The following is a 20,942-nucleotide window of genomic DNA, read 5'->3' as shown; positions in this document are numbered from 1 at the left end:
AAAAAAGGATTTATTCTAAAAAAAATTATTTTTTAATATTTTTTGTAAATAAAAAGCCTTAGATATTCCCGTTTTTTCCAGTTAATCTAAGACTTTTTATTTATCCTACTCTTTTAAATTTTTTATGCCACATAGGTACTAAAAATTCATCTACTATATCATGAAGTATAACTACTCCACATAATTTATCACTTTTATCCACAACTGGTATAGAAAGTAAATCATATTTTGTGGATATCTCTATAGTATCTTCAATATCGTCATCAACTTTTATTGTTGTAATGTCCTTTTCCATTATATCAGCAAGTTTTGCATCAGATTTATTCATTATAAGATCCTTTAGTGTTACAAATCCTTGAAGTTTTTCTTCATCATCTACGATAAAAATGTAGTACATCATTTCCTCATCAGGTTCCATTTCTCTTAATATATCAATAGTTTCTGCCACTGTAACATCTATATTAAAAGATATAAACTCTTTACTCATAAGAGAACCAACAGTTTCGTCCTTATAAGCCATAAGCTCTTTTATTTCTCTTGAGTCTTCTTCCTCTAAGTGGGTTAAGATTTTTTCCTTAGTTTCTTCATCAACTTCATCTATAAGGTCTGCAATTTCATCATTAGACATATTTAAAAGCACCTCTGAAGTTTTGCTTTCACTAAGAGCCTGTATTATATCTGCTTGAACCTTTGGTTCTATTTCCTCTAAGGTTTCTGCCGCTAAATTTTCATCGAGACTTTCAAAAATCTTAGTTCTATATTTAGCATCCATCTCTTCCAATATGTCTGCTAAATCTGCTGGATGCAGCTTAGAAAGCTTTTGAAATGGAATTTGAAGCTTTAAATTGTTGTCGATCATCTCCAATGACTCAACGTCTTCCCACATTATCATGGATTCAAATTCTCTCTTACCTACTATTTTGTAAAGGAATTTCATAAATGATTCAAATCCAAGCTTTCTTCCTAATGCTAATGGACCTTGGTCAACAGCAACAACCTTAAGTTCGCCTCCTACAAAGGCCAATCTTAGATCATTTACTTTTATAACCTTCTTGCCATTTATATCAACAATTTCCTTGCCGATTAAGTGTTTTGATAAAAGATAAGAATAAGTTCTTGGAAGGATTTCTCTTCCTCCTTTAACTTGTATTTTAACATTTCCATTATCTAGTTCAAGGAACTCTATATTCTTGAACTCATGATTAAAAGTTTCTGATCCTCTCTTTATCTTGTATCCTATAGCTCTTGGATATCCGTCCTCTGTTGTTACATAAATATCCTTCAACTTTCCTATACAATCATCGAATTCGTCATACACCTTCTTGTTTAAAATACTGCTGAAATAAACTACGTTTAATTTCTTCATTGTTATTCCTCCTTCGGCATAACTTTAAGAGGAATAACACATCTTAAAACTTTAAAACGTATCCCTCTAAAGTTATATTATTCAGTTTTGGTTTTTCAATACGAGGGACACCCTCCATTTTAAAATTCACCACCTTGAAATTTAAAAAAATATAAAAGGAGCCTAATAAAGGCTCCTAAAATCCAACTATAATTATATCGTTGAGTTTTAGCACTACAGGGCTTTGGCTTTTGCCAGCTACGTTAAGTAAAACCTTAATCCGATCATACCTGTTGACCCCATTGGCATGTCTCCATGTTTCGGGGCAGCAGCATTTATCCCTGTAGGAGCCTCACCTAACTGTAATCTCCTACTAATTATTATATTATAAATCGCCAAAATTGCAACTTAAGATTACTAAATAAATACCTGTTAAAATTTAGCTTATTTTATCTGTATTTTATATAATAGCTATTCTTCTCTAAGTCAATTGTAACTTCTGTTCCATCAGAAAATGTAGTCTTCTGTCTATTATAAGATCCATCTATAAATTCATGCTTTGTCATTTCATACTTTGCAACCCATTCTTGAAGCTGAACAACTTCTCTATAACGTTCTATTTCCAAATGAAGTTCTTCTCCTTCTTTATCACAATCTAAGTATGCAGCACCACCATTTAAAAGTGCATAAAGCTTATAGTCTTGTTTTCCTTCATCATCACTCATAAGCCATGGAATAATTATACAATCATGATATACTAAATTTAATAAAGGTACTGGAACTCCCTTTTTGGGAGAATCAGGTTTTTCAAGCATAAAATCATATGGTGCATAGTGACAAAAAACTAAGCTTTCCATGGCCCAATCTACAACTTCTTCTGAACTTGGAAGTATTCCTCTTGATAATAAATAGTCAAAACATGACTTTCTATACTCTGCACATTGTTTTCTAGTCATCCTATGCCATTTGTGATTACACTCATCAAGCTCATTGCAAGTAAATACATCCAAATAAGTTCCTTCAAGATGAATTCCAGCTTTGAAAAGCTCCTCAAAATTTCTTTTTACATAGTACTGAGCTTGACTTGCACATAAGAAAGTCTGATGTCCACCATCCCAATAAGTATTTTCTGGTACTGTTCCATCCATATTTGTAACTGCAAAATCCTTATCAAAAGTTGGGGCATCAAAATAATAATCTCTATATTGATCATGAATACCAAACATATAATTAAGATCCTTCATAGTATCTGAAAGTTCCTTCATACCTTCTATTCCACCCGCTTCTATACATGGAGGAAGATAATCTGGATGCTTATTATCATAACCAGGATCTCCCCATCCATCTAGATGGAAATATACCTTATCTACTCCTAATTCCTTAAGTTTTTTCATCTGCTCAGTTCTATGAGAAAATTGAATAAGCTCATCATTTTTTGATAAGTCTTCCTTATTATATTGCCTTGATTCTTCTACAACATGTTTTTTTATTCCTTTATGAACTATAGCAGACCCAATTAGCTTATCTACCAACGGATTCTTAGCTGCTTTTTCTTTTAAAGTTACAAAAAGTCCATTTTCTTTCACATAAGTTCTATAAATTTTACAAAGATCATTATAGTCACAGTTTTCTCTAAAAGTAAATCTCATCTCACGTTTATAAGATATTTTCCCAAGGCTTGGAAGCCATTTTACTCCTATATGAAGTGGTCCTCCAGGTATCTTGTCTATTTTATAAGCAGCATCCCAAGGAGTTTTGCATATAGCGATATATCCTTCTGATTCTTTAACTTGTCCCCACCAAGGCATACATGATGCTGTACTACAAAACTGTGAATTTAAAATAATTTTATCTATAGCATTTGGCCAATCATTTGGTATCAAAAGTCCTTGTCTTAAATTCAAAAGTGTATACCATTTATGATTTATTTCACTAAACTCCATAGGACCTGGCCAATATATAGCCTCTATATCTATCCCATCTTCACACACAGGAATAAGTTCAAAAAATACATCGTCTGTTGAATTTTCAACCCAAACTACGGTTTCAAATTCAAAAGGAATAGTTTTCCCCTCTACTTTAAATCCCTTATAAGAAGTTCGTATTCCTCTTCCTATGCCTGTATTCCATGGATAAGTAATTATATCTACGGCATCATCAAAATAAATTTTTCCCTGCTTAGTATCCATGTACGGTCTATAATCATTTTTCCAAGTCCATGTTTTGCCTTCAACTTGTAAAGTCATATTTAGACTTTCTTTACAGAAATCAAGAGCTACCTTTCTGCTTTGTGATGAAACGTCCCCCATAATAATCCTCCTACTATAAATTGAAAGTTTTTCTTTTATTGGTTATTATTATAAATAGATGATATCATTAATTTTCTTAGTTTTCAATAATCTCTATTATGCTATATTATTTACATTTTTGATAAAAATATCTTGTCATAATTGTTTATAAATTACTATCTTGGTATTTTCATTTCTCTTATTCCACTTTACATCAAATAAGTTTTACAAGGTTTTTATATTATGCTAATATATCAAGTGATACTCAAAGATAATCAAATGTAGAAATGAGGAAAAATTTATGAAGCTTGGTAGAAACTTTTTACCTGTAAGCATAGAAGATATGAAAAAACAATCCATAGATGAATTGGATTTTATAATAGTTACAGGGGATGCCTATGTAGACCATCCTTCTTTTGGTACTGCAATAATAGGAAGGACATTAGAATATAACGGTTATAAAGTTGGTATAATACCTCAGCCAAATTGGAAAGATGTAGAATCATTCAAAGTTCTTGGACGCCCTAAGTTAGGTTTCTTAGTTAACTCTGGTAATATAGACTCTATGGTAAATCACTATAGTGTTTCTAAAAGAAAAAGAAAAGAAGACTTATACTCACCTGGTGGTGAGCCTAATCATAGACCTGATAGAGCCGTTATAGTTTACTGTAACATGATTCGTCAGGCCTACAAAGATGTTCCAATAATAATTGGAGGTATTGAAGCATCTCTTAGAAGATTTGCACATTATGACTACTGGGATGACAAAATAAGAAGAAGCATACTTTTAGATTCTAAAGCAGATCTTTTAATATATGGAATGGGAGAAAAAACTATTGTTCAGATAGCAGATCTTTTAAAATATGGTATGAACATTAAAAACCTAACTCATGTAAGAGGAACATGCTACATTTCAAAAGATCTTCCTGATAACGCTAAAGATTACGTAATCACTCCATGTTTTGAAGATATAGAAAAAAGTAAATCTGAATACAACGAAAGCTATAAGCTTGAGTACTATGAACAAGATCCTGTTAATGGCCGCGGTATAATACAACAGTATGGTGACAGATATCTTATAGCTAACAGACCTCAAGAACCTCTTACTGAGGAAGAAATGGATATAAGCTATAATCTTCCATACATGAGAACCTATCATCCTATGTATGAAGAAAAGGGAGGTATCCCTGCTATAAGAGAAGTTAAGTTTTCAATAACAAGTCATAGAGGCTGTTTTGGTTCTTGTGCTTTCTGTGCTCTTACCTTCCATCAAGGAAGAATAATTCAACATAGAAGTGAAGAAAGTATTGTAGATGAAGCAAAACTACTCACAACTTTAAATGACTTCAAAGGATATATACATGATATAGGGGGTCCTACTGCAAACTTTAGAAATATGGCTTGCAAAAAACAAGAAACTCATGGTGCCTGCAGAAATAGACAATGTATGTTCCCTACACCATGTAAAAATTTAAAAGTTGACCATAAAGATTACCTTCACATCCTTAGAAGAGTGAGAGCTCTTCCTGGAATTAAAAAGGTATTTATACGTTCTGGAATAAGATATGACTATTTAATTCATGATAAAAACATGGAATTTTTTAATGATTTATGTAAATATCATATAAGCGGCCAGCTTAAGGTTGCTCCTGAACATATCAGTGACAAAGTGCTTCTTCAAATGGGAAAACCATCAAGAGAAGTTTATGATAGATTTAGCAAAAAATATTTTGAAATAAATAAAAAAATAAATAAAAATCAATTTTTAGTTCCTTATTTAATGTCAAGTCATCCTGGATCAGACCTAAAAGCTGCCATAGAATTATCGCAATATATAAAGCAAATGGGGCATAATCCAGAACAGGTTCAAGATTTTTATCCTACACCTGGAAGTCTTGCTACAACCATTTATTACACAGGAATTAACCCTCTTACTGGAGAAAAAGTCTATGTGCCAAAGAATCCAAAAGAAAAAGCTATGCAAAGAGCTCTTCTTCAGTTTGAAGTTCCAGAAAACTATAATTTAGTGAAAGATGCTCTTTTGAAAGCAGGAAGAGAAGATCTTATTGGTAACAGCAAAAACTGTTTAATACCATTTAATGCTCCTTCTAAAAAGAGCTCTCCAAAAAAATATCAGGGCAAGAATCATAAAAATTCTTCTTCTAATAAAGATTCTAATTCATCAAGAAATAAGGTTAAAGGAAAGTCTAAAAAGCATTAAATATAAAAAAGGTGTACTGTAAAATTTAAAAACGATTTACAGTACACCTTTTGTTATTTAAAAGTTTTAAGTCCTATATTAAGAGTCAAAAGAATCATAAATTCACCTATTAAAGTATTAAAAGCTAGCGATACTCCCATAAGTTTTAAAAGCAATTCTCCTAAGATCACCATTATGCTAATCATCGTAATTATAATTCCTGAAGATTTACTATTTGCTTTGCCAAAACCAACAATAGTTATTACAAGAGCTGCAGAAATAATTGCTATATATGCTAGATATATTTTGTCCTCAAACAAAAACCGCATTATATATCCAAAAGGATTTCTTATCTCAATAGAAACTTTACACAATGTCATAACTATTCCATAAAGCACAGCACCTAATGCCATGAGAACAAAGAAGTAATCAAATTTTAAACCGTCAACTCTCATGAAAATATATAAGCATAAAGCTATAGTGCATGGCACTATAATAAGATTTAAACACACAAGGTATTTAGTAAAGTATATATAATTCATGCTTTGTACCATAAATAGTATAAGCAGCGCTATGTATCTTAAACTAAATCCCAATGTTATGACAGTATTGTATATCCTTATCTTTCCTGGTGCTTTTCTACGTCCTATGAAAAAAGCTTTTATACATAGAACTATCATAAGTAACAATAATGCAACGTATAAGTATACACTTATCATTTTTTAACTTCTCCTTAATTACTGCTACTTAATATTTATTAAAGTTATCTTTCATTTATTCCTAAAAGCTTAATTCCACCTTTAACACATTCTATATCAATTGGGAAATCTGGTCCCTTTTCTCCATCTATATCAGTCACTATATCTTCATTACATTTTATATGAAGTTTATTTGTTTTAAAATAAATCACTCCATTATCTTCTAGATGCTCACCCTTTAACATCTTTATAAATAAAGGCAACAGTTCAATTATGTTTACTGCTTTTACTATAATAACATCAAGTTTTCCATCATCTACTTCTGCTTCAGTTGCCAGCTTAAAATTCCCAGCAGTTTGTCCATTAAATACCAACATAAGGTACATCTCACCATCAAAATCTAGTTCCTCTGATTCAACATTTATCTTGAGCTTTCTGAAATTAGGAAGTTGCTCTATTCCTTTTATATAATAAGCTAATTTTCCAATAGTATTTTTTAGATTTACATCTGTCTTTTGAGAAACATCAGTAAAAAGTCCTGTACTTGCTACATTTATAAAATATTTATCATTAATCTTCGCAATATCAACAGGCTTTGGAGTAGAGTTTAAAATACGTTCACATGCCTTGCCAACATCATAAGGCATACCTATAAATTTAGCAAAATCATTTGCAGTTCCAGTTGGAAGAATCGCTAAAGGTAAATCTATCTTAAGTTCTTTCATTTTGTTTACTACAGTATCAACGGTTCCATCTCCGCCTGCTACTATAATATATTCATATGTATCGTCTATATCTATAAAAGCCTTCTCTATTTCTATATCAAAACTTATTCTATGCGGTACTACTATATATCCTTTTTGCAGGTGTAGTTTTATTACAGTATCTATATCATTTAATATGGTGTTTTCACCCGAAAAAGGATTGTATATGAATTTTACTTTTCTCATATTTACTTCCTCCTTTAAAAATCATTATCTTTAAATTATATCATCTTAATACTTATGTGTCGATTGACATATGATCATATATGTGTTTTATAATATATTATCATCTTACATTATTTTTTAATTGTTTTATCTTATATCAACCTTAAAAATCCACTTTTTTAAGTGTTCCCCTTATGTAAATAATAGTTTTGATGTATAATATAATATATGAAGTTATATTATTTTTATTATGGTAGGAGTGATTTAATGAAAAAAAGCGCAATACCAAATACCTTTACATTAGGTAATTTAGCTTTTGGTTTATTATCGATTTTAATGACTTTTCACGGAAACTTCAAATTAGCAGCAATTTTTGTATTATTAGCAGCATTAGCCGATAGATATGACGGAAGAATAGCACGTCTTTTAAATGTAGACAGTGAGATAGGAAAAGAACTAGATTCTTTAGCAGATTTAGTATCATTTGGTGTGGCACCGTCCATACTTATCTATAGACTTTATAATTTTATGAGCTTTGGATTTGTTGGATATCTTCTAGTACTTGTTTTTCCTATATGTGGTGCATATAGATTAGCTAGATATAATATCTCAACATTTGATGGAGTATTTACCGGTGTACCTATAACATTAGCTGGAAGTTTTATGGCTGTTTTTGCTTTATTTACAGTAAATAGACCTTTGAATCCAGCATTACCAGTAATTTTTATTGTATCTTTATCATATCTTATGATTAGTAAGTTTCAACTTAAAAAAGTTTAAAAGCCAAGGGATTACGTCCCTTGGCTTTTATTGTTTTCATTGTTTGGTGAAACATAAAGTTCTCTTTCTATCTCAGCCAATAAAAACTGAGGATTTATAATGGTTTTTATCTGATTAGAGTACATGACACAATAATCTAAATATCTGCATTGAGATTTTCTTATAGCTGATATTACATCATCCATTATATATCCAATTTCATCAGCTCTCTTTAAGGCATCTTTAACTTCACTCTTTTTAGCTAAAGCTATGCCATTTAGGTCATTAGCTCCACCAATAAGTGTTCTATATGCACTGGTAAATTTAATCAAACTGTCTTGCAAATTACATACATCTCTGTAATGGAAATCTATTATATTTCTGTACGGCATATTTTATTCCACCTTTTAAATATTTCACATTATTTATATTATTGAAGATGGATTTTTATGCTTAAATAATATAATAACAAGAAATTATGCTCATAAGATATATAGCTAGCAGTATAGCCCCTTCAAACCAATAACTTTTTCCATCTACATATACTATAAATGACATAGCCACTGCTACCAGAGCTATTATTATCTGTACTGGAGAAAAAAGCAAGTTCATAGTTATACCCATGGTATATGATAGAACCATTATTATTGGCGTTACAAAAAGAGCTATCTGTATACTTGATCCTACTGCTATTTCTATGCTCATGTTTATTTTATCATTAAACGCAGCCATTATAGCCGAAATATTCTCTCCTATATTTCCTATAAAAGGTACTACCAGTATACCTAATAAATTTTCGGAAACTCCATTTACTTTAACTAATTCATTTAAGTTATTTATCACATTTTCGCTAGAAAAAAATAGTGTAAGAGATAATATTAAAATAATTGATAAGATTCTTATCTTCCTATCTTTATTTTCATTTCTCACCTCATTTCCATCTTCGCTTACAACAAATAAATTACTATGAGTTACTAATGAAAATATCAATCCTAATCCATATACAAAAATTAATACTATAGCTACTTTATTACTTATAGAAGATATTGCTTCACTGCTTAATGGTACGTAATAATTAACTGTAGCCAGCAATATCATTGACGCTAACGCCAGTGTAAGCATATTAAAATTTGTTCTAGCTATATTTTTATTAAAGCTCTGTTCTTTGTATTTTACACCTCCTACAAATGAAGATATTCCTAATACTAAAAGCATATTGCTTATTATGGATCCTATAAGAGCCCACTTTACCATAGATACCATCCCATATCCTAAAGACCATATACCCATAGCAAGTTCCGGTAAATTTCCAAGGGTTGCAGATAAAAGCCCTCCTCTTTTTTCGCCTACATATTCAGAATATAAGTTAGTGTACTTTCCAATATACACAGCTAAAATTATCATAGATATAGAAGCAAACACCGTATTTATTAAAGCGTTTTTTGTGTTTATAATAGTTCCAACAAGCACCAATGTTATAACTATAAGTTTATAAATAATATTCTCTGTCCTGCATTTGACTCTTGATATATTCTTCATCTATTTCCTCAAATTCATCTTCCTGAATGTTTTTTTTATTAATATCATCTGATATAATTTCTTCGCCTCTGTACATAATTTTTTCATTGGTGAACTGTTCAAAATCATCATCCATAACTACAGGCATCTCAAAATATTTAGGGTATATTATTATCATATTCTCCCCCTCCTACTTTTTCTCATTATTATTGCAGTAAGGTGCAAAAAATCCCTTTGGGAAGTGGCATAGTGGACATAATTCTGGTACTTGTAATCCCTCATAAATGTATCCACAGTTTGTACACTGCCATAATGATTCTACATTTCTATTGTATAAAGTACCTGACTTTAGACGATTGTAAATCTCCATAAATCTTTCTTCATGAGTCTCTTCTACTTCTGCTAGTTCTTTATAGAAATCTGCAATATCATTGAATCCTTCTGCTCTTGCTGTTCTCTCATACTCTTTGTATATAGAATTTGCCTCCTTTGCTTCTCCTCTAGCAGAATCCATCAAATTTCCTTCAGTATTTTGTATCTTTCCTAAAAATCTGTCAAAAACTTCTCTGGCATGGGCATATTCGTTATGTGCAGTTTCTCTAAACACATCTCCTACATATACCAATCCCTCTGCATTAGCTTTTTCTCCGTATAAATCATATTTATCTCTAGCTCTTGCCTCTCCTGCAAAAGTGGCTAATAAATTTTTATAGGTCTCAGTGCCTTTTAGTTTATTATCCATTAGACTAAAATCCTCCTAGTAATATTCCTATATACACAATATTCCTATCACCCGAGTTTTGTTACATTTTTAGTAAAAAAAGAGAGGCATTGCCTCTCCTTAATGTTATATATCCTTTATAGTTTACTCACCTAATATTTGTTTTTTAAGTTCAATTCCAGTAGGAGTTGCAGCTAATCCGCCAAGAGCTGTCTCTCTAAGTTCACTTGGAAGAGATTTACCTACCTTGTACATTGCAGATACCACATCATCAAATGGAATCTTGCTTACTATGCCTGCCATTATCATATCAGCTACAGTAATAGCACTAACAGCTCCTGATGCATTTCTCTTTGCGCAAGGAACCTCAACAAGTCCTGCAATAGGATCACAAACAAGTCCTAATATATTTTTTATAACTATAGCAGCTCCATTTAGACACATTGCTGGAGTTCCACCCATAAGTTCTATAATTGCTGCACAGGCCATAGCTGCAGCAGAACCGCATTCTGCCTGACATCCTCCTTCTGCACCAGCTACGCATGCATTTTGAGCTATTATAATCCCAACTGCTGAAGAACAGAAAAGAGCTTTAATAAGTTCTTCATCATTCTTATCTAAAGCTTCTCCAACAGTAGTTATTACTGCTGGAATTATTCCACATGAACCAGCTGTAGGACATGCTACTATTCTTCCCATAGATGCATTTACCTCTGAGCAGGATAAAGCTCTTGCCATGGCTGTAACCATTATATTTCCGCTTAAAGTTTTTTCATGATTTGAATACTCATTTAATCTTTTAGCATCTCCGCCTATAAGACCACTTACTGAAATTATTTCCTTATCTAATCCCTTGCTTGCAGAGGCTTTCATGGTCTTAAGATTTTTTCTCATCTTTTCTATAACTTCTTCTCTTGAAAGTCCACTTTCCTCCACTTCATTTTGTATTGCAAATTCGCCTATGGACAAATTCTTTTCATTGCATACTTCAACCAGTTGTTTCCCGTTGCTTATATACACCGTTAAATTTCCCCTTCCTTAACTGGATTAATAACTTTAACTTTTTCTATATTTTCTACTGCTAGTATAGCTTCAACTATATTTTCTGGAATTTCATTGTCTGTTTCAAATATCATGTTAGCAGAAGAACCTTTCACGGTTCTAAAAACTTTCATAAAAGCTATATTTATTTCCTTTTCATACAATAATCTAGTTACCTTTGATATCATTCCTGGTAGATCTTTATGATGTATTATTATAGTTGGATACTCTCCTGTAAACTCTATTTCTTCACCATTTACCTCAGTTATGACTACACTTCCGCCACCTATGGATGAACCCATTACTGTAACTATATCTCCATCTTCTTTTTCAATGATAAACTTAACTGTGTTAGGATGTACATCTCCTAAATCTGCTTCTTGAAATTTTATTTCTATGCCTCTCTCTTCAGCTATATCTATTGAGTCTCTAAGTTGTTCATCCCATGGATCCATGCCTAGAATTCCAGCTACAAGTGCTCTATCTGTACCATGTCCTCTATAAGTCTTAGCAAAAGATCCATGCAACAGGAATGTAACCTTTTTTACAGGTCCATCTGCTATAGATCCTGCTAATTTTCCAAGTCTTGCTGCTCCTGCAGTATGTGAACTAGACGGACCTATCATTATAGGACCTAAAATATCAAAAACTCCATATTTTCTCATAATTTTCTCCTTATTAAACTTTTGTAAAATTCCATTTTTAATTATAATATAAATTTTAAGGCTTAACCACAATATCACTTAACTTATCTATAAAATATACTGCCTCCTATAAATTCCCTTAATATAGAGTTTGAAGGAACTAAACTAACATCTACATCTTTAAACAAATTTAAAAAACTTATCAGTCTTTCTGCCTCATAATAAACCGGACTGTTTTTTGAAATCTTTTTAAGTTCCTCTACGGCATATTTTTTTAATACACATAATTCATAAACTAAAGTAGAATTAAACATCACATCTGCTTCTTCTTGGAACACGAATATATTTTTCTCTTCTCCACGCCTAACAGATGGCCACATGGTAAGAGTTGTCTCTCCACCATACCCCCTTGAAAGAAAATCTCTTACTATTCTTCTTATTCTTCTTACATCAGTTGTAGCTATTCTATTATGACTATCTAAATTAAGCTGAGTAAGAGCGCTTATATATATCTTAAATTTATTTTTTGCTGCAATAGAATTAGTAAGCATATCATTAAGTCCATGTATGCCTTCAACTATTATTATGCCATTATGAGGAAGAGTAAGCTTATTTCCTGACCATCTTCTCTTTCCTAGTTTAAAATCAAAGTTTGGTATCTCTACTTCTTTTCCATCCATAAGATCTCTCAAATTTTCATTAAACAATTCTATATCCAAAGCTTTAATAGATTCAAAATCATAATTGCCATTTTCATCCTTAGGAGTTATTTCTCTATTTAAGAAATAATCATCTAAAGAAATAGGTATTGGTGTGAATCCATTAACTCGCAGCTGTATTCCTAGTCTATTTGCAAAAGTTGTCTTTCCAGATGATGAAGGTCCGGCTATAAGAACTATTTTCACTTCTTTTCTTTCCTGTATCATATCAGCTATATATGCTATCTTTTTCTCTTGAAGTGCTTCAGCTACCATTATGAGTTCATTTATATTTCCATTTTGAATATACCCATTTAATGCTCCTACATCTGCCACATTTAGTATATCCAGCCAATCTTCTGTTTCTCTAAAAATGGCATCAAGCTTCTTATGCTCAATAAAAGGCAGTATTTCTTTTGGATGTTCTTCTGACGGTATCCTTATTATAAAACCTGGATCATGAAATATTACTTTAAAATTTTTTATAACTCCTGTAGAATACCCCAAAAATCCGAAGAAGTAATCATATCTTCCATCTAACTCATATAATGTCACGTCATTCTTTCCGATACTCCTTAGAAGCCTAAGCTTATCTTCAAGCCCATAACTGTCAAAAATATTAATTGCTTCTTCTACTGTTACTCTACTCTTGTTTATTATAGTATCCCTATCTATAATCTCCTGTATTCTTTTATTTAAAGCCTCTATATCTTCTTCATCAAGAGCTTTCTCTTTATGAATTTCTCCATATATTCCTTTATCAAGAGCATGCTCTATAGTAACTTTGCATCCCGGAAAAAGCTCATAGGCTGCTTTAATAAAAACGAATTGAAGTGTTCTAAAATAAGTCCTATTACCTGTTGTCGTTGATATATCAATAGGTTCAAAATTTCCTTCTTTGTGTATTTCTTCCCTTAATTCTATATGATCATTATTGAGTTTCGCCAAAATTATAGGTACTTCTCTATCACTATAGTATTTTTCTATAATCTCATATGCTGTTGTACCTTCTTCCACTTTTATATTTCCTATATCCTTTAAATTTAATGATATCTGTGCCATAGAAAGCACCCCCTTAATTTATAATCGTCTTTTTAATCATTACATATTATAATTTTACTGAATTTTTAAAATTAATAGTCACTTATGATTTATAAGTTATATCATTTCATCCTTATGGTCAATAGCACTTTTATGATTTCTAAAAATTTTAACAGCCTACTCTTTTACATAAAAGCTTATTTTTTTACATATCATATGTGGGAGGTGATTAAATGTTTATATTTTTAGTAAGAACTGCAATTTTATATGCACTAATAGTTCTCATAATGAGACTTATGGGAAAAAGACAAGTTGGAGAGTTGGAACCTTATGAATTAGTCATCGCATTTATAATATCAGACTTAGCAACACTTCCAATGCAAGACATAAGGATGCCTCTCATAAACGGCATTACCCCTATTATAACTATATTAATAATGCAGATTGGAATTTCATGGCTTCAATTTAAAAACAGAGGATTTAGAAAAATTGTTGACGGTCAAGCAGTTGTATTAATAAAAAAAGGTGTGGTGAATGTAAGCCAATTAAAGGCACAACAACTCACAATAAATGAACTTTTAGAGGAACTAAGAGGAGCTGGTTATTTAGATCTATCGGAAGTTGAATACGGATTGTTAGAAACTAATGGAAAACTAACTGTAGTCCCATCTAAAGAATATAATAATAAGTCTCTACCTAAAGTTGTATTCTGTAACGGGCAATTTTACGAAGACAATTTAGCATATTACAAAAAAAGTAAAAACTGGGTTCATGAAGAACTTCATAAAAATAATTTAACTGAAAAAGATATAGATTTTGCAATAATAGATTCTAACAAAAGTTTATTCTATCAAAAGAAGGAGGAAAGACTAAATGAATAAAAGCACTATAACCTCTTGTGTACTTTTTCTACTTTTATTGATATCAGCAACTTTTTCTAGTTTCTATCTACACAATTTCTGTGTAGATTTTTCTAATAAATATGATGAATTAGAAGAATTAATAGTGGATGAAAACTGGGATGAGAGTTACAATTATGTAATAGAGCTATTAGAAGAAACATCTAAAAAAGGAAAATTAACCGCTGTAATTATAAATCATCAAGAAGTAGATAATTTAGAATTAGAATTATATACCCTAACTCAATATGTTAAAAATAAAAATCTAGACTTATCTCTTTCTACTCTGCATAGAATGAAATTTAATTTAGAAAATATACGAAAGTTAAACGAATTCACTTTAGAAAATATTTTTTAATTTCATAATTATGCTTTATGGGGTAGAAAAATCTTTTTATTTCATTTATAATAGTATTGTGCTTTAGGAATAGTCCCGCTGGGTTATATAAAGTCCCACGCGGGCAAAATTTAATTTGTGAAAGGTGGTATTTCTTATGGCATTAGTTACAACTAAAGAAATGTTTAAAAAAGCTTACGAAGGTAAGTATGCTATAGGTGCTTTCAACATCAATAATATGGAAATAGTACAAGGTGTAATAAACGCTGCAAAAGCTAATAACTCTGCAGTTATATTACAATGTTCTACAAGTGCTATAAAATTTGCTGGAATAAAATATTTAAAAGCTTTAGTAGACGCTGCAATAGCTGACACTGGAGTTGATGTAGCTCTTCATTTAGATCACGGTCCAAATATGGAAGCTATAAAAGAATGTATTGACAACGGATTTACATCTGTTATGATAGACGGATCTCACTACAGCTTTGAAGAAAACATAAAAGTTACTAAAGAAGTAGTTGAGTATGCTCACGCTCGTGGAGTAGTTGTAGAAGCTGAGCTTGGAGTTTTAGCTGGAGTAGAAGATGAAGTTTCTTCTGACAAACATATCTACACTGACCCAGATCAAGCTGTAGAGTTTGTAAAAGCAACAGGTTGTGATTCATTAGCTATAGCTATAGGAACAAGCCATGGTGCATTCAAATTCCCTCCAGACTTTAAGCCACAATTAAGATTTGATATATTAGAAGAAATCCAACAAAGACTTCCTGGATATCCAATAGTTCTTCATGGAGCATCTGCTGTTGACCCTGCAGTAGTGGCTGAGTGCAACAAGTATGGTGGAAAGATTGCTGATGCAAAGGGAATTCCTGTTGAAATGTTAAGAAAAGCTGCATCTATGGCTGTATGTAAGATAAACATGGATACAGACTTAAGATTAGGCTTAACAGCTGGAATAAGAAAGACTTTCGGAGAAGATCCTGCATGTTTCGACCCAAGAAAGTACATGGCTTCTGGAAGATCTTCAATAGAAGCTATAGTTGATAGCAAGATCAAGAACGTTTTAGGTTCTGTAGACAGCATGAAATAGATATAATAAAAAGATTGAATCTCATCTAAAAGAGATTCAATCTTATTTTTTTATTTCTCAATATAATTCATTATGTGTTTTAAAACTATGTTTATACTACCATCACCATTTCTTTGTATCTCAAATCTATCGTTATCATGATAAGCCTCCTCGTTAAGATAGAGATCTATGTCTCTATCTATCTTAAGCCTTACTCTTTTTAATTTCTTCTCTACCCATTCCTTATCTACTTTAACTTCATTCTCTATTCCTTGAGCTGTTACAAATTCTTTAAATTTAGATTTATTTAACATATCTTCTCCAAATAAGTCATCACTTATCTTCTCAACATCTATAACTTCATCTTCTCTTAAAGATTTTTTTACAGCAGTTCTTATTGTTTCTGCTTTTACTGCATCCTCTGATATATGGTTTCTGGTAAAGTTTTCTGTTGCATTTAAAAAGGTCTTAGTCATGTCTCTTTCATTAGTTATAAGTGTACATCCAAGATAATTATTTATGAAATAATTAGAGCCATACTCATCTTTTTCTTTAGATTTACTTTGCTTATCTATAACCATAAGATTAAATTCTTGTTCCTCTTTTATAAGTTTTATAAAAGCCCCTTTTTGAATTCGTTGACTGCTGCTTGGAAGTCCTGCACTTTGAGGAATTATGTTTATTCCTATTTTATTTTCAATAAAATCTATCTTATGAGTAAAATTTTTTACATAATCCATCTTAAGTATAACAAGCATAGGCCCATACTCAGTAACTATAGATATTATAAGAAGGTCACAGGAAGGTATATTTCCATTAGCCTTCATCTGATTAAAAAGCTGATTTGCAAGCTCCTTTGACACTTCTATTAAGGTATTTTCACCATTTAAATATTCTTGACTCACTTCTTTAACTATGCTTCTTCCAGAATTAAACTTTGCGTATTTCAATTCTTCATCCTTAAAACATCTCTCTAAATGCTTTAGTAAAAAATTGTATGTATCTTCGTTAAGTTCTAAGGAATATTCATTGAGTACCGGCTCATCACTGTTATTATCTAAAATATGAAGCACAGCTTCCATTATATTTATCTCTTTTATGTATTCCATATCTAAACCTCTTTTCTCCTCATTTAGCTTAAATATTATATCATAATTAAGGTTTGTCTAACTCATATTAATTCATTAATCAATAAAATATTATATCACAACTTCTGTTGCACTCCATCGTGGTTATGTTTAAAATAGATTTATATCATGAAAAGGCGGTGTATTACATTGAAAGAATTAGAAACTAAGATATTTAAAATAGATGTAGAAAAAATAAGGAGTTCTTTAATCTCTCTTGGATGCGAAAATGTAAAAAAAGAGAATCAAATCAACAACATTTTTGATTTTCCTGATAGGACTCTTTTAGATAAAAAAGGCTATGCAAGAGTAAGAGAAGTTGAAGACCTTTTAAACGGCACAAATCATTACTACATGACAACAAAAAAAATGCTCAGTCAAGATAAATTTAAAGTTATGGAAGAAAATGAAACTGAGGTTAATGATTGCGAAGCTGCCAAAGCTATATTTGAATCTTTAGGACTTGTGCTTTTTGAGTCAATAAAAAAATATCGTGAAAGTTATAAATACAAAGACAGCTTGATAGAAATAGATATAAACGACCCTTCTTTCTGTCCTTTTCCATATATAGAAATCGAAGCACCTGACGAAGGTGCACTACAGGAAATAGTAGAACTATTAGGATACACTATGGATGACACTACTTCTAAAACTATTTATGAACTCATAGGAGGGTCTGAGAAATTAAAAGGTCTATAGTCTAAAAAAACTCTATGTTGACTTAAAATACTATATATAATATAATGATTTACAAATACTAATATTTTGCTTTGATTAGGAGTATTAGTAGGTTATTTGTCTTTCAGAGAGCCGCAGTTTGGTGTGATGTGGTGTCAGATTCCTATGAACTCGCCTATGAGCTTACTTGAGGAAATGCAAGTACGGTTAAAACCGTTATATTTCAAAGTGAATTCTGAAATTCTATTTTTCAGAATTAATTAGAGTGGTACCACGAGGATTATTATACCTTCGTCTCTTTCAAGAGATGAAGGTTTTTTTATTTATCAAAAGGAGGAATTTTAATGGCTAAATACTCTACTGCCATAGATAGAAAATGGCAACAAAAATGGGAAGATTCAAATCTCTATAAGTTTGATGAAAATAAGTTAGGCGAAAAGCTATATGTTTTAGAGATGTTCTCTTATCCTTCAGGAGCTCAGCTTCACGCTGGACACTGGTTCAATTATGGACCTGTTGACTCTTGGGCTAGAATGAAAAGAATGCAAGGATACAATGTATTCCAGCCAATGGGCTTTGATGCATTTGGACTTCCAGCTGAAAACTATGCAATAAAAACAGGAGTTCATCCTCAAGATTCAACTTTAAAGAATATTGAAACTATGGAAAAGCAGCTTAAAGCTATGGGAGCTATGTTCAACTGGGAAAATGAAGTTGTTACCTGCTCTCCTGATTACTACAAATGGACTCAATGGTTATTCTTAGAGCTTTACAAAAAGGGATTAGCTTACAGAAAGAAAGCTCCTGTAAATTGGTGCCCTAGCTGTAACACAGTTTTGGCAAATGAACAGGTTGTTGATGGATACTGTGAAAGATGTAATTCCGAAGTTACAAAGAAAGATTTAACTCAATGGTTCTTTAAAATAACTGATTATGCTGAAGAACTTCTAAATGATATAGATGGATTAGACTGGCCAGAAAAGACTAAATCAATGCAAAAACACTGGATCGGCAAATCAACTGGTTCTGAAGTTACTTTCAAGGTAAAAGATTCTGATATCACATTTGACGTGTTCACTACTAGAGTTGATACATTATTTGGAGTTTCTTATGTAGTATTAGCTCCTGAGAGTCCACTTGTAGATAAAGTGGTAACTAATGAATATAGAGATGCTGTAGAAACTTACAAAGAAGAAACTAAAAAGCAATCTGAGATAGAAAGACAATCTATAACTAGAGAAAAAACTGGTGTATTCTCTGGTGGATATGCTATAAATCCTATAAACGGAAAAGAAGTTCCTATCTGGATTGGAGACTATGTTCTTGCTGGATACGGTACTGGTGCTGTTATGGCTGTTCCTGCTCATGACGAAAGAGACTTTGCTTTTGCTACAAAGTATAACCTTCCAATAGAAAGAGTTATAGAAGGCGGAGATTCCCTTCCATATTGCGAACATGGAACGATGATAAACTCTGGAGAGTTCGATGGATTGACTACTGCTGAAGGTAAAGAAGCTGTCACTAAAAAACTTGAAGAAATGGGACTTGGCCGTCTTAAAGTTAACTTCAGACTTAGAGACTGGCTTGTATCAAGACAAAGATACTGGGGTGCTCCTATTCCAATAATTTATTGCGATCACTGCGGAACTGTTCCTGTACCTGAAAAAGATTTACCTGTACAGCTTCCATACAACGTTGAGTTTACTCCAGATGGAAAGAGTCCTCTTGCAAAATGCGAAGACTTCATAAATACGGTGTGTCCTATATGCGGAAAACCTGCAAAACGTGAGGCTGATACTTTAGATACCTTTGTATGTTCATCTTGGTACTATTTAAGATATGCAGATGCTCACAACAGTGGAAAGCCTTTTGATACTGAAATAATCAACAAGATGCTTCCTGTTGACAAATATGTAGGTGGTCCAGAGCACGCATGCATGCACTTATTATATGCTAGATTCATAACTAAAGCTTTAAGAGATATGGGATATCTAAACTTTGATGAACCATTTAAATCATTAACTCACCAAGGACTTATACTTGGACCAGACGGCTTAAAGATGAGTAAATCAAAAGGAAACACAATTTCTCCAGATGACTACATCAAAGAATATGGTTCTGACGTATTTAGAATGTATCTAATGTTTGGTTTTGGCTACACTGAAGGTGGAGCATGGAGTGATGACGGAATACGTTCTGTAGCCAGATTCATTGAAAGAATAGAAAGAGCTTTAATAGGTGCTCATGAAGCTATAGTAGAAAGCAAAAATGATAAATCAACTATGGATGCTGCTGAAAAGGAACTTAACTTCTGGCGACACAATGCTATAAAAAACGTTACATCAGATTCAGAAATCCTTCAATTCAATACAGCTATAGCTAGAATGATGGAATTCGTTAATGCTTTAAATAAATATATAAACGAAGAAACTAAGAACTTAGCATTCTTAAAAGAAACAGTTTTAGATTTCATAAAATTAATAGCACCATTTGCTCCTCACTTTGGTGAAGAATGGTGGAACACAATTAACGATAATTCAAATGTAGTCGATAATTCTTATTCAGTATTTAATGCTAAGTGGCCTGTTTTTGATCCTAATGCTTTAATTAAGGACGAAGTAGAAATAGCAATTCAGGTTAATGGAAAGATTAAAGCTAGAATAAGCATTGCTTCTAACTTAGATGAAGAATCTATAAAGAAAGCCGCTCTAGAAAATGAAGATATAAAAGCTGCTACAGATGGTAAGAATATCGTTAAAGTAATAGTTATAAAAGGAAGACTTGTAAATATAGTTGCTAAATAAATATACAGATTTATGAATATAAGCATTATATTCTAATTCTTGTAAATATGCTTATAAAATTAACCTAAAGGACTGTAATTTAAAATAGATTACAGTCCTTCTATTGTATTATTCTATAGATGCCCTATTTTCATTGACTACTAATA

General features: G+C 31.7%; 19 protein-coding genes, 1 riboswitch and 1 other annotated feature. Of the genes, 7 read left to right on the top strand and 12 right to left on the bottom strand.

Annotated features, from left to right (window positions below; translation table 11 throughout):
• Nucleotides 1–100: 100 nt before the first annotated feature.
• Together KQH81_RS04420 and KQH81_RS04415 are read right to left on the bottom strand one after the other, a co-directional pair.
• Nucleotides 101–1,366: a magnesium transporter gene (locus KQH81_RS04420; protein ID WP_027637315.1), complete on the bottom strand. Its 1,266-nt coding sequence runs from the start codon at nt 1,364–1,366 to the stop codon at nt 101–103.
• 187 nt (nt 1,367–1,553) lie between these two features.
• Nucleotides 1,554–1,716, bottom strand: a riboswitch (M-box (ykoK) riboswitch).
• 78 nt (nt 1,717–1,794) lie between these two features.
• The gene (locus KQH81_RS04415; RefSeq protein ID WP_230028998.1) at nt 1,795–3,654 is read right to left on the bottom strand and encodes a DUF5696 domain-containing protein; all 1,860 of its coding nucleotides are present in this window, start codon (nt 3,652–3,654) and stop codon (nt 1,795–1,797) included.
• A gap of 280 nt (nt 3,655–3,934) precedes the next feature.
• Here KQH81_RS04415 and KQH81_RS04410 point away from each other — a divergent pair, with 280 nt between their 5' ends.
• Nucleotides 3,935–5,854 (top strand): YgiQ family radical SAM protein, encoded by a 1,920-nt coding sequence (locus KQH81_RS04410; protein WP_074844784.1) that lies wholly within the window; start codon nt 3,935–3,937, stop codon nt 5,852–5,854.
• A gap of 53 nt (nt 5,855–5,907) precedes the next feature.
• Here the strand turns inward: KQH81_RS04410 and KQH81_RS04405 are convergent, their stop codons facing one another.
• Both KQH81_RS04405 and KQH81_RS04400 read right to left on the bottom strand, forming a co-directional pair.
• Complete coding sequence (locus KQH81_RS04405) at nt 5,908–6,552, bottom strand: hypothetical protein (RefSeq protein ID WP_027637318.1); 645 nt, start codon at nt 6,550–6,552, stop codon at nt 5,908–5,910.
• Between the two features lie 44 nt (nt 6,553–6,596).
• Nucleotides 6,597–7,481 (bottom strand): YegS/Rv2252/BmrU family lipid kinase, encoded by an 885-nt coding sequence (locus KQH81_RS04400; RefSeq protein ID WP_027637319.1) that lies wholly within the window; start codon nt 7,479–7,481, stop codon nt 6,597–6,599.
• Nucleotides 7,482–7,727: 246 nt separating this feature from the next.
• Between KQH81_RS04400 and pssA the strand changes: the two genes are divergently transcribed.
• Nucleotides 7,728–8,240: a CDP-diacylglycerol--serine O-phosphatidyltransferase gene (gene pssA / locus KQH81_RS04395; protein WP_027637320.1), complete on the top strand. Its 513-nt coding sequence runs from the start codon at nt 7,728–7,730 to the stop codon at nt 8,238–8,240.
• Between the two features lie 11 nt (nt 8,241–8,251).
• On the opposite strand, the gene KQH81_RS04390 is transcribed toward pssA, so the two are convergent.
• The 7 genes from KQH81_RS04390 to KQH81_RS04360 all read right to left on the bottom strand — a co-directional run bounded on the left by KQH81_RS04390 (nt 8,252) and on the right by KQH81_RS04360 (nt 13,903).
• Nucleotides 8,252–8,611 carry a hypothetical protein gene (locus tag KQH81_RS04390; RefSeq protein WP_027637321.1) on the bottom strand — a complete coding sequence of 120 codons (360 nt, stop codon included), beginning with the start codon at nt 8,609–8,611 and terminating at the stop codon, nt 8,252–8,254.
• A gap of 61 nt (nt 8,612–8,672) precedes the next feature.
• The gene (gene cax / locus KQH81_RS04385; protein ID WP_074844787.1) at nt 8,673–9,758 is read right to left on the bottom strand and encodes a calcium/proton exchanger; all 1,086 of its coding nucleotides are present in this window, start codon (nt 9,756–9,758) and stop codon (nt 8,673–8,675) included.
• A complete protein-coding gene (locus tag KQH81_RS04380; RefSeq protein ID WP_074844790.1) occupies nt 9,709–9,915 on the bottom strand; it encodes a hypothetical protein in 207 nt (68 codons plus the stop codon). Before KQH81_RS04380 ends, cax begins: the two co-directional genes overlap by 50 nt.
• A gap of 12 nt (nt 9,916–9,927) precedes the next feature.
• Nucleotides 9,928–10,479 carry a rubrerythrin family protein gene (locus tag KQH81_RS04375; RefSeq protein WP_027637324.1) on the bottom strand — a complete coding sequence of 184 codons (552 nt, stop codon included), beginning with the start codon at nt 10,477–10,479 and terminating at the stop codon, nt 9,928–9,930.
• 123 nt (nt 10,480–10,602) lie between these two features.
• A complete protein-coding gene (gene sdaAA, locus KQH81_RS04370; RefSeq protein WP_027637325.1) occupies nt 10,603–11,478 on the bottom strand; it encodes an L-serine ammonia-lyase, iron-sulfur-dependent, subunit alpha in 876 nt (291 codons plus the stop codon).
• A 2-nt stretch (nt 11,479–11,480) separates the two neighbouring features.
• Nucleotides 11,481–12,164: an L-serine ammonia-lyase, iron-sulfur-dependent subunit beta gene (gene sdaAB, locus KQH81_RS04365; RefSeq protein ID WP_027637326.1), complete on the bottom strand. Its 684-nt coding sequence runs from the start codon at nt 12,162–12,164 to the stop codon at nt 11,481–11,483.
• An 83-nt stretch (nt 12,165–12,247) separates the two neighbouring features.
• On the bottom strand, nt 12,248–13,903 hold the full coding sequence (locus tag KQH81_RS04360; protein ID WP_230028997.1) for a nucleoside kinase: 1,656 nt from the start codon (nt 13,901–13,903) through the stop codon (nt 12,248–12,250).
• A 212-nt stretch (nt 13,904–14,115) separates the two neighbouring features.
• Between KQH81_RS04360 and KQH81_RS04355 the strand changes: the two genes are divergently transcribed.
• The 3 genes from KQH81_RS04355 to fba all read left to right on the top strand — a co-directional run bounded on the left by KQH81_RS04355 (nt 14,116) and on the right by fba (nt 16,208).
• Nucleotides 14,116–14,763, top strand: coding sequence for a DUF421 domain-containing protein (locus tag KQH81_RS04355; RefSeq protein ID WP_027637328.1), 648 nt, complete (start codon nt 14,116–14,118; stop codon nt 14,761–14,763).
• Nucleotides 14,756–15,139 (top strand): DUF4363 family protein, encoded by a 384-nt coding sequence (locus tag KQH81_RS04350; protein WP_051196122.1) that lies wholly within the window; start codon nt 14,756–14,758, stop codon nt 15,137–15,139. The genes KQH81_RS04355 and KQH81_RS04350 overlap by 8 nt, the downstream gene beginning before the upstream one ends.
• A gap of 136 nt (nt 15,140–15,275) precedes the next feature.
• Nucleotides 15,276–16,208 carry a class II fructose-1,6-bisphosphate aldolase gene (fba, locus tag KQH81_RS04345; protein WP_027637330.1) on the top strand — a complete coding sequence of 311 codons (933 nt, stop codon included), beginning with the start codon at nt 15,276–15,278 and terminating at the stop codon, nt 16,206–16,208.
• A 50-nt stretch (nt 16,209–16,258) separates the two neighbouring features.
• On the opposite strand, the gene KQH81_RS04340 is transcribed toward fba, so the two are convergent.
• Complete coding sequence (locus tag KQH81_RS04340; protein WP_027637331.1) at nt 16,259–17,296, bottom strand: nucleoid-associated protein; 1,038 nt, start codon at nt 17,294–17,296, stop codon at nt 16,259–16,261.
• Nucleotides 17,297–17,464: 168 nt separating this feature from the next.
• Between KQH81_RS04340 and KQH81_RS04335 the strand changes: the two genes are divergently transcribed.
• On the top strand, nt 17,465–18,013 hold the full coding sequence (locus KQH81_RS04335; protein WP_027637332.1) for a class IV adenylate cyclase: 549 nt from the start codon (nt 17,465–17,467) through the stop codon (nt 18,011–18,013).
• 62 nt (nt 18,014–18,075) lie between these two features.
• Nucleotides 18,076–18,294: a binding site (T-box leader), on the top strand.
• A 42-nt stretch (nt 18,295–18,336) separates the two neighbouring features.
• A complete protein-coding gene (gene leuS, locus KQH81_RS04330) occupies nt 18,337–20,796 on the top strand; it encodes a leucine--tRNA ligase (protein ID WP_178311654.1) in 2,460 nt (819 codons plus the stop codon).
• Nucleotides 20,797–20,942: the final 146 nt, after the last annotated feature.

This window comes from Clostridium cadaveris, assembly GCF_020911725.1.
GTDB classification, from domain to species: domain Bacteria; phylum Bacillota; class Clostridia; order Clostridiales; family Clostridiaceae; genus Clostridium_X; species Clostridium_X cadaveris.
The sequence above is the reverse complement of the archived record's forward strand: the minus strand, read 5'-3'. Positions and strand labels throughout refer to the sequence as shown.

What these genes read in the sequence shown, in the direction of transcription:
- KQH81_RS04420 (WP_027637315.1), bottom strand. Translation starts at nt 1,366, where the DNA reads ATGAAGAAATTAAACGTAGTTTATTTCAGCAGTATTTTAAACAAGAAG.
- KQH81_RS04415 (WP_230028998.1), bottom strand. Translation starts at nt 3,654, where the DNA reads ATGGGGGACGTTTCATCACAAAGCAGAAAGGTAGCTCTTGATTTCTGT.
- KQH81_RS04410 (WP_074844784.1), top strand. Translation starts at nt 3,935, where the DNA reads ATGAAGCTTGGTAGAAACTTTTTACCTGTAAGCATAGAAGATATGAAA.
- KQH81_RS04405 (WP_027637318.1), bottom strand. Translation starts at nt 6,552, where the DNA reads ATGATAAGTGTATACTTATACGTTGCATTATTGTTACTTATGATAGTT.
- KQH81_RS04400 (WP_027637319.1), bottom strand. Translation starts at nt 7,481, where the DNA reads ATGAGAAAAGTAAAATTCATATACAATCCTTTTTCGGGTGAAAACACC.
- pssA (WP_027637320.1), top strand. Translation starts at nt 7,728, where the DNA reads ATGAAAAAAAGCGCAATACCAAATACCTTTACATTAGGTAATTTAGCT.
- KQH81_RS04390 (WP_027637321.1), bottom strand. Translation starts at nt 8,611, where the DNA reads ATGCCGTACAGAAATATAATAGATTTCCATTACAGAGATGTATGTAAT.
- cax (WP_074844787.1), bottom strand. Translation starts at nt 9,758, where the DNA reads ATGAAGAATATATCAAGAGTCAAATGCAGGACAGAGAATATTATTTAT.
- KQH81_RS04380 (WP_074844790.1), bottom strand. Translation starts at nt 9,915, where the DNA reads ATGATAATAATATACCCTAAATATTTTGAGATGCCTGTAGTTATGGAT.
- KQH81_RS04375 (WP_027637324.1), bottom strand. Translation starts at nt 10,479, where the DNA reads ATGGATAATAAACTAAAAGGCACTGAGACCTATAAAAATTTATTAGCC.
- sdaAB (WP_027637326.1), bottom strand. Translation starts at nt 12,164, where the DNA reads ATGAGAAAATATGGAGTTTTTGATATTTTAGGTCCTATAATGATAGGT.
- KQH81_RS04360 (WP_230028997.1), bottom strand. Translation starts at nt 13,903, where the DNA reads ATGGCACAGATATCATTAAATTTAAAGGATATAGGAAATATAAAAGTG.
- KQH81_RS04355 (WP_027637328.1), top strand. Translation starts at nt 14,116, where the DNA reads ATGTTTATATTTTTAGTAAGAACTGCAATTTTATATGCACTAATAGTT.
- KQH81_RS04350 (WP_051196122.1), top strand. Translation starts at nt 14,756, where the DNA reads ATGAATAAAAGCACTATAACCTCTTGTGTACTTTTTCTACTTTTATTG.
- fba (WP_027637330.1), top strand. Translation starts at nt 15,276, where the DNA reads ATGGCATTAGTTACAACTAAAGAAATGTTTAAAAAAGCTTACGAAGGT.
- KQH81_RS04340 (WP_027637331.1), bottom strand. Translation starts at nt 17,296, where the DNA reads ATGGAATACATAAAAGAGATAAATATAATGGAAGCTGTGCTTCATATT.
- leuS (WP_178311654.1), top strand. Translation starts at nt 18,337, where the DNA reads ATGGCTAAATACTCTACTGCCATAGATAGAAAATGGCAACAAAAATGG.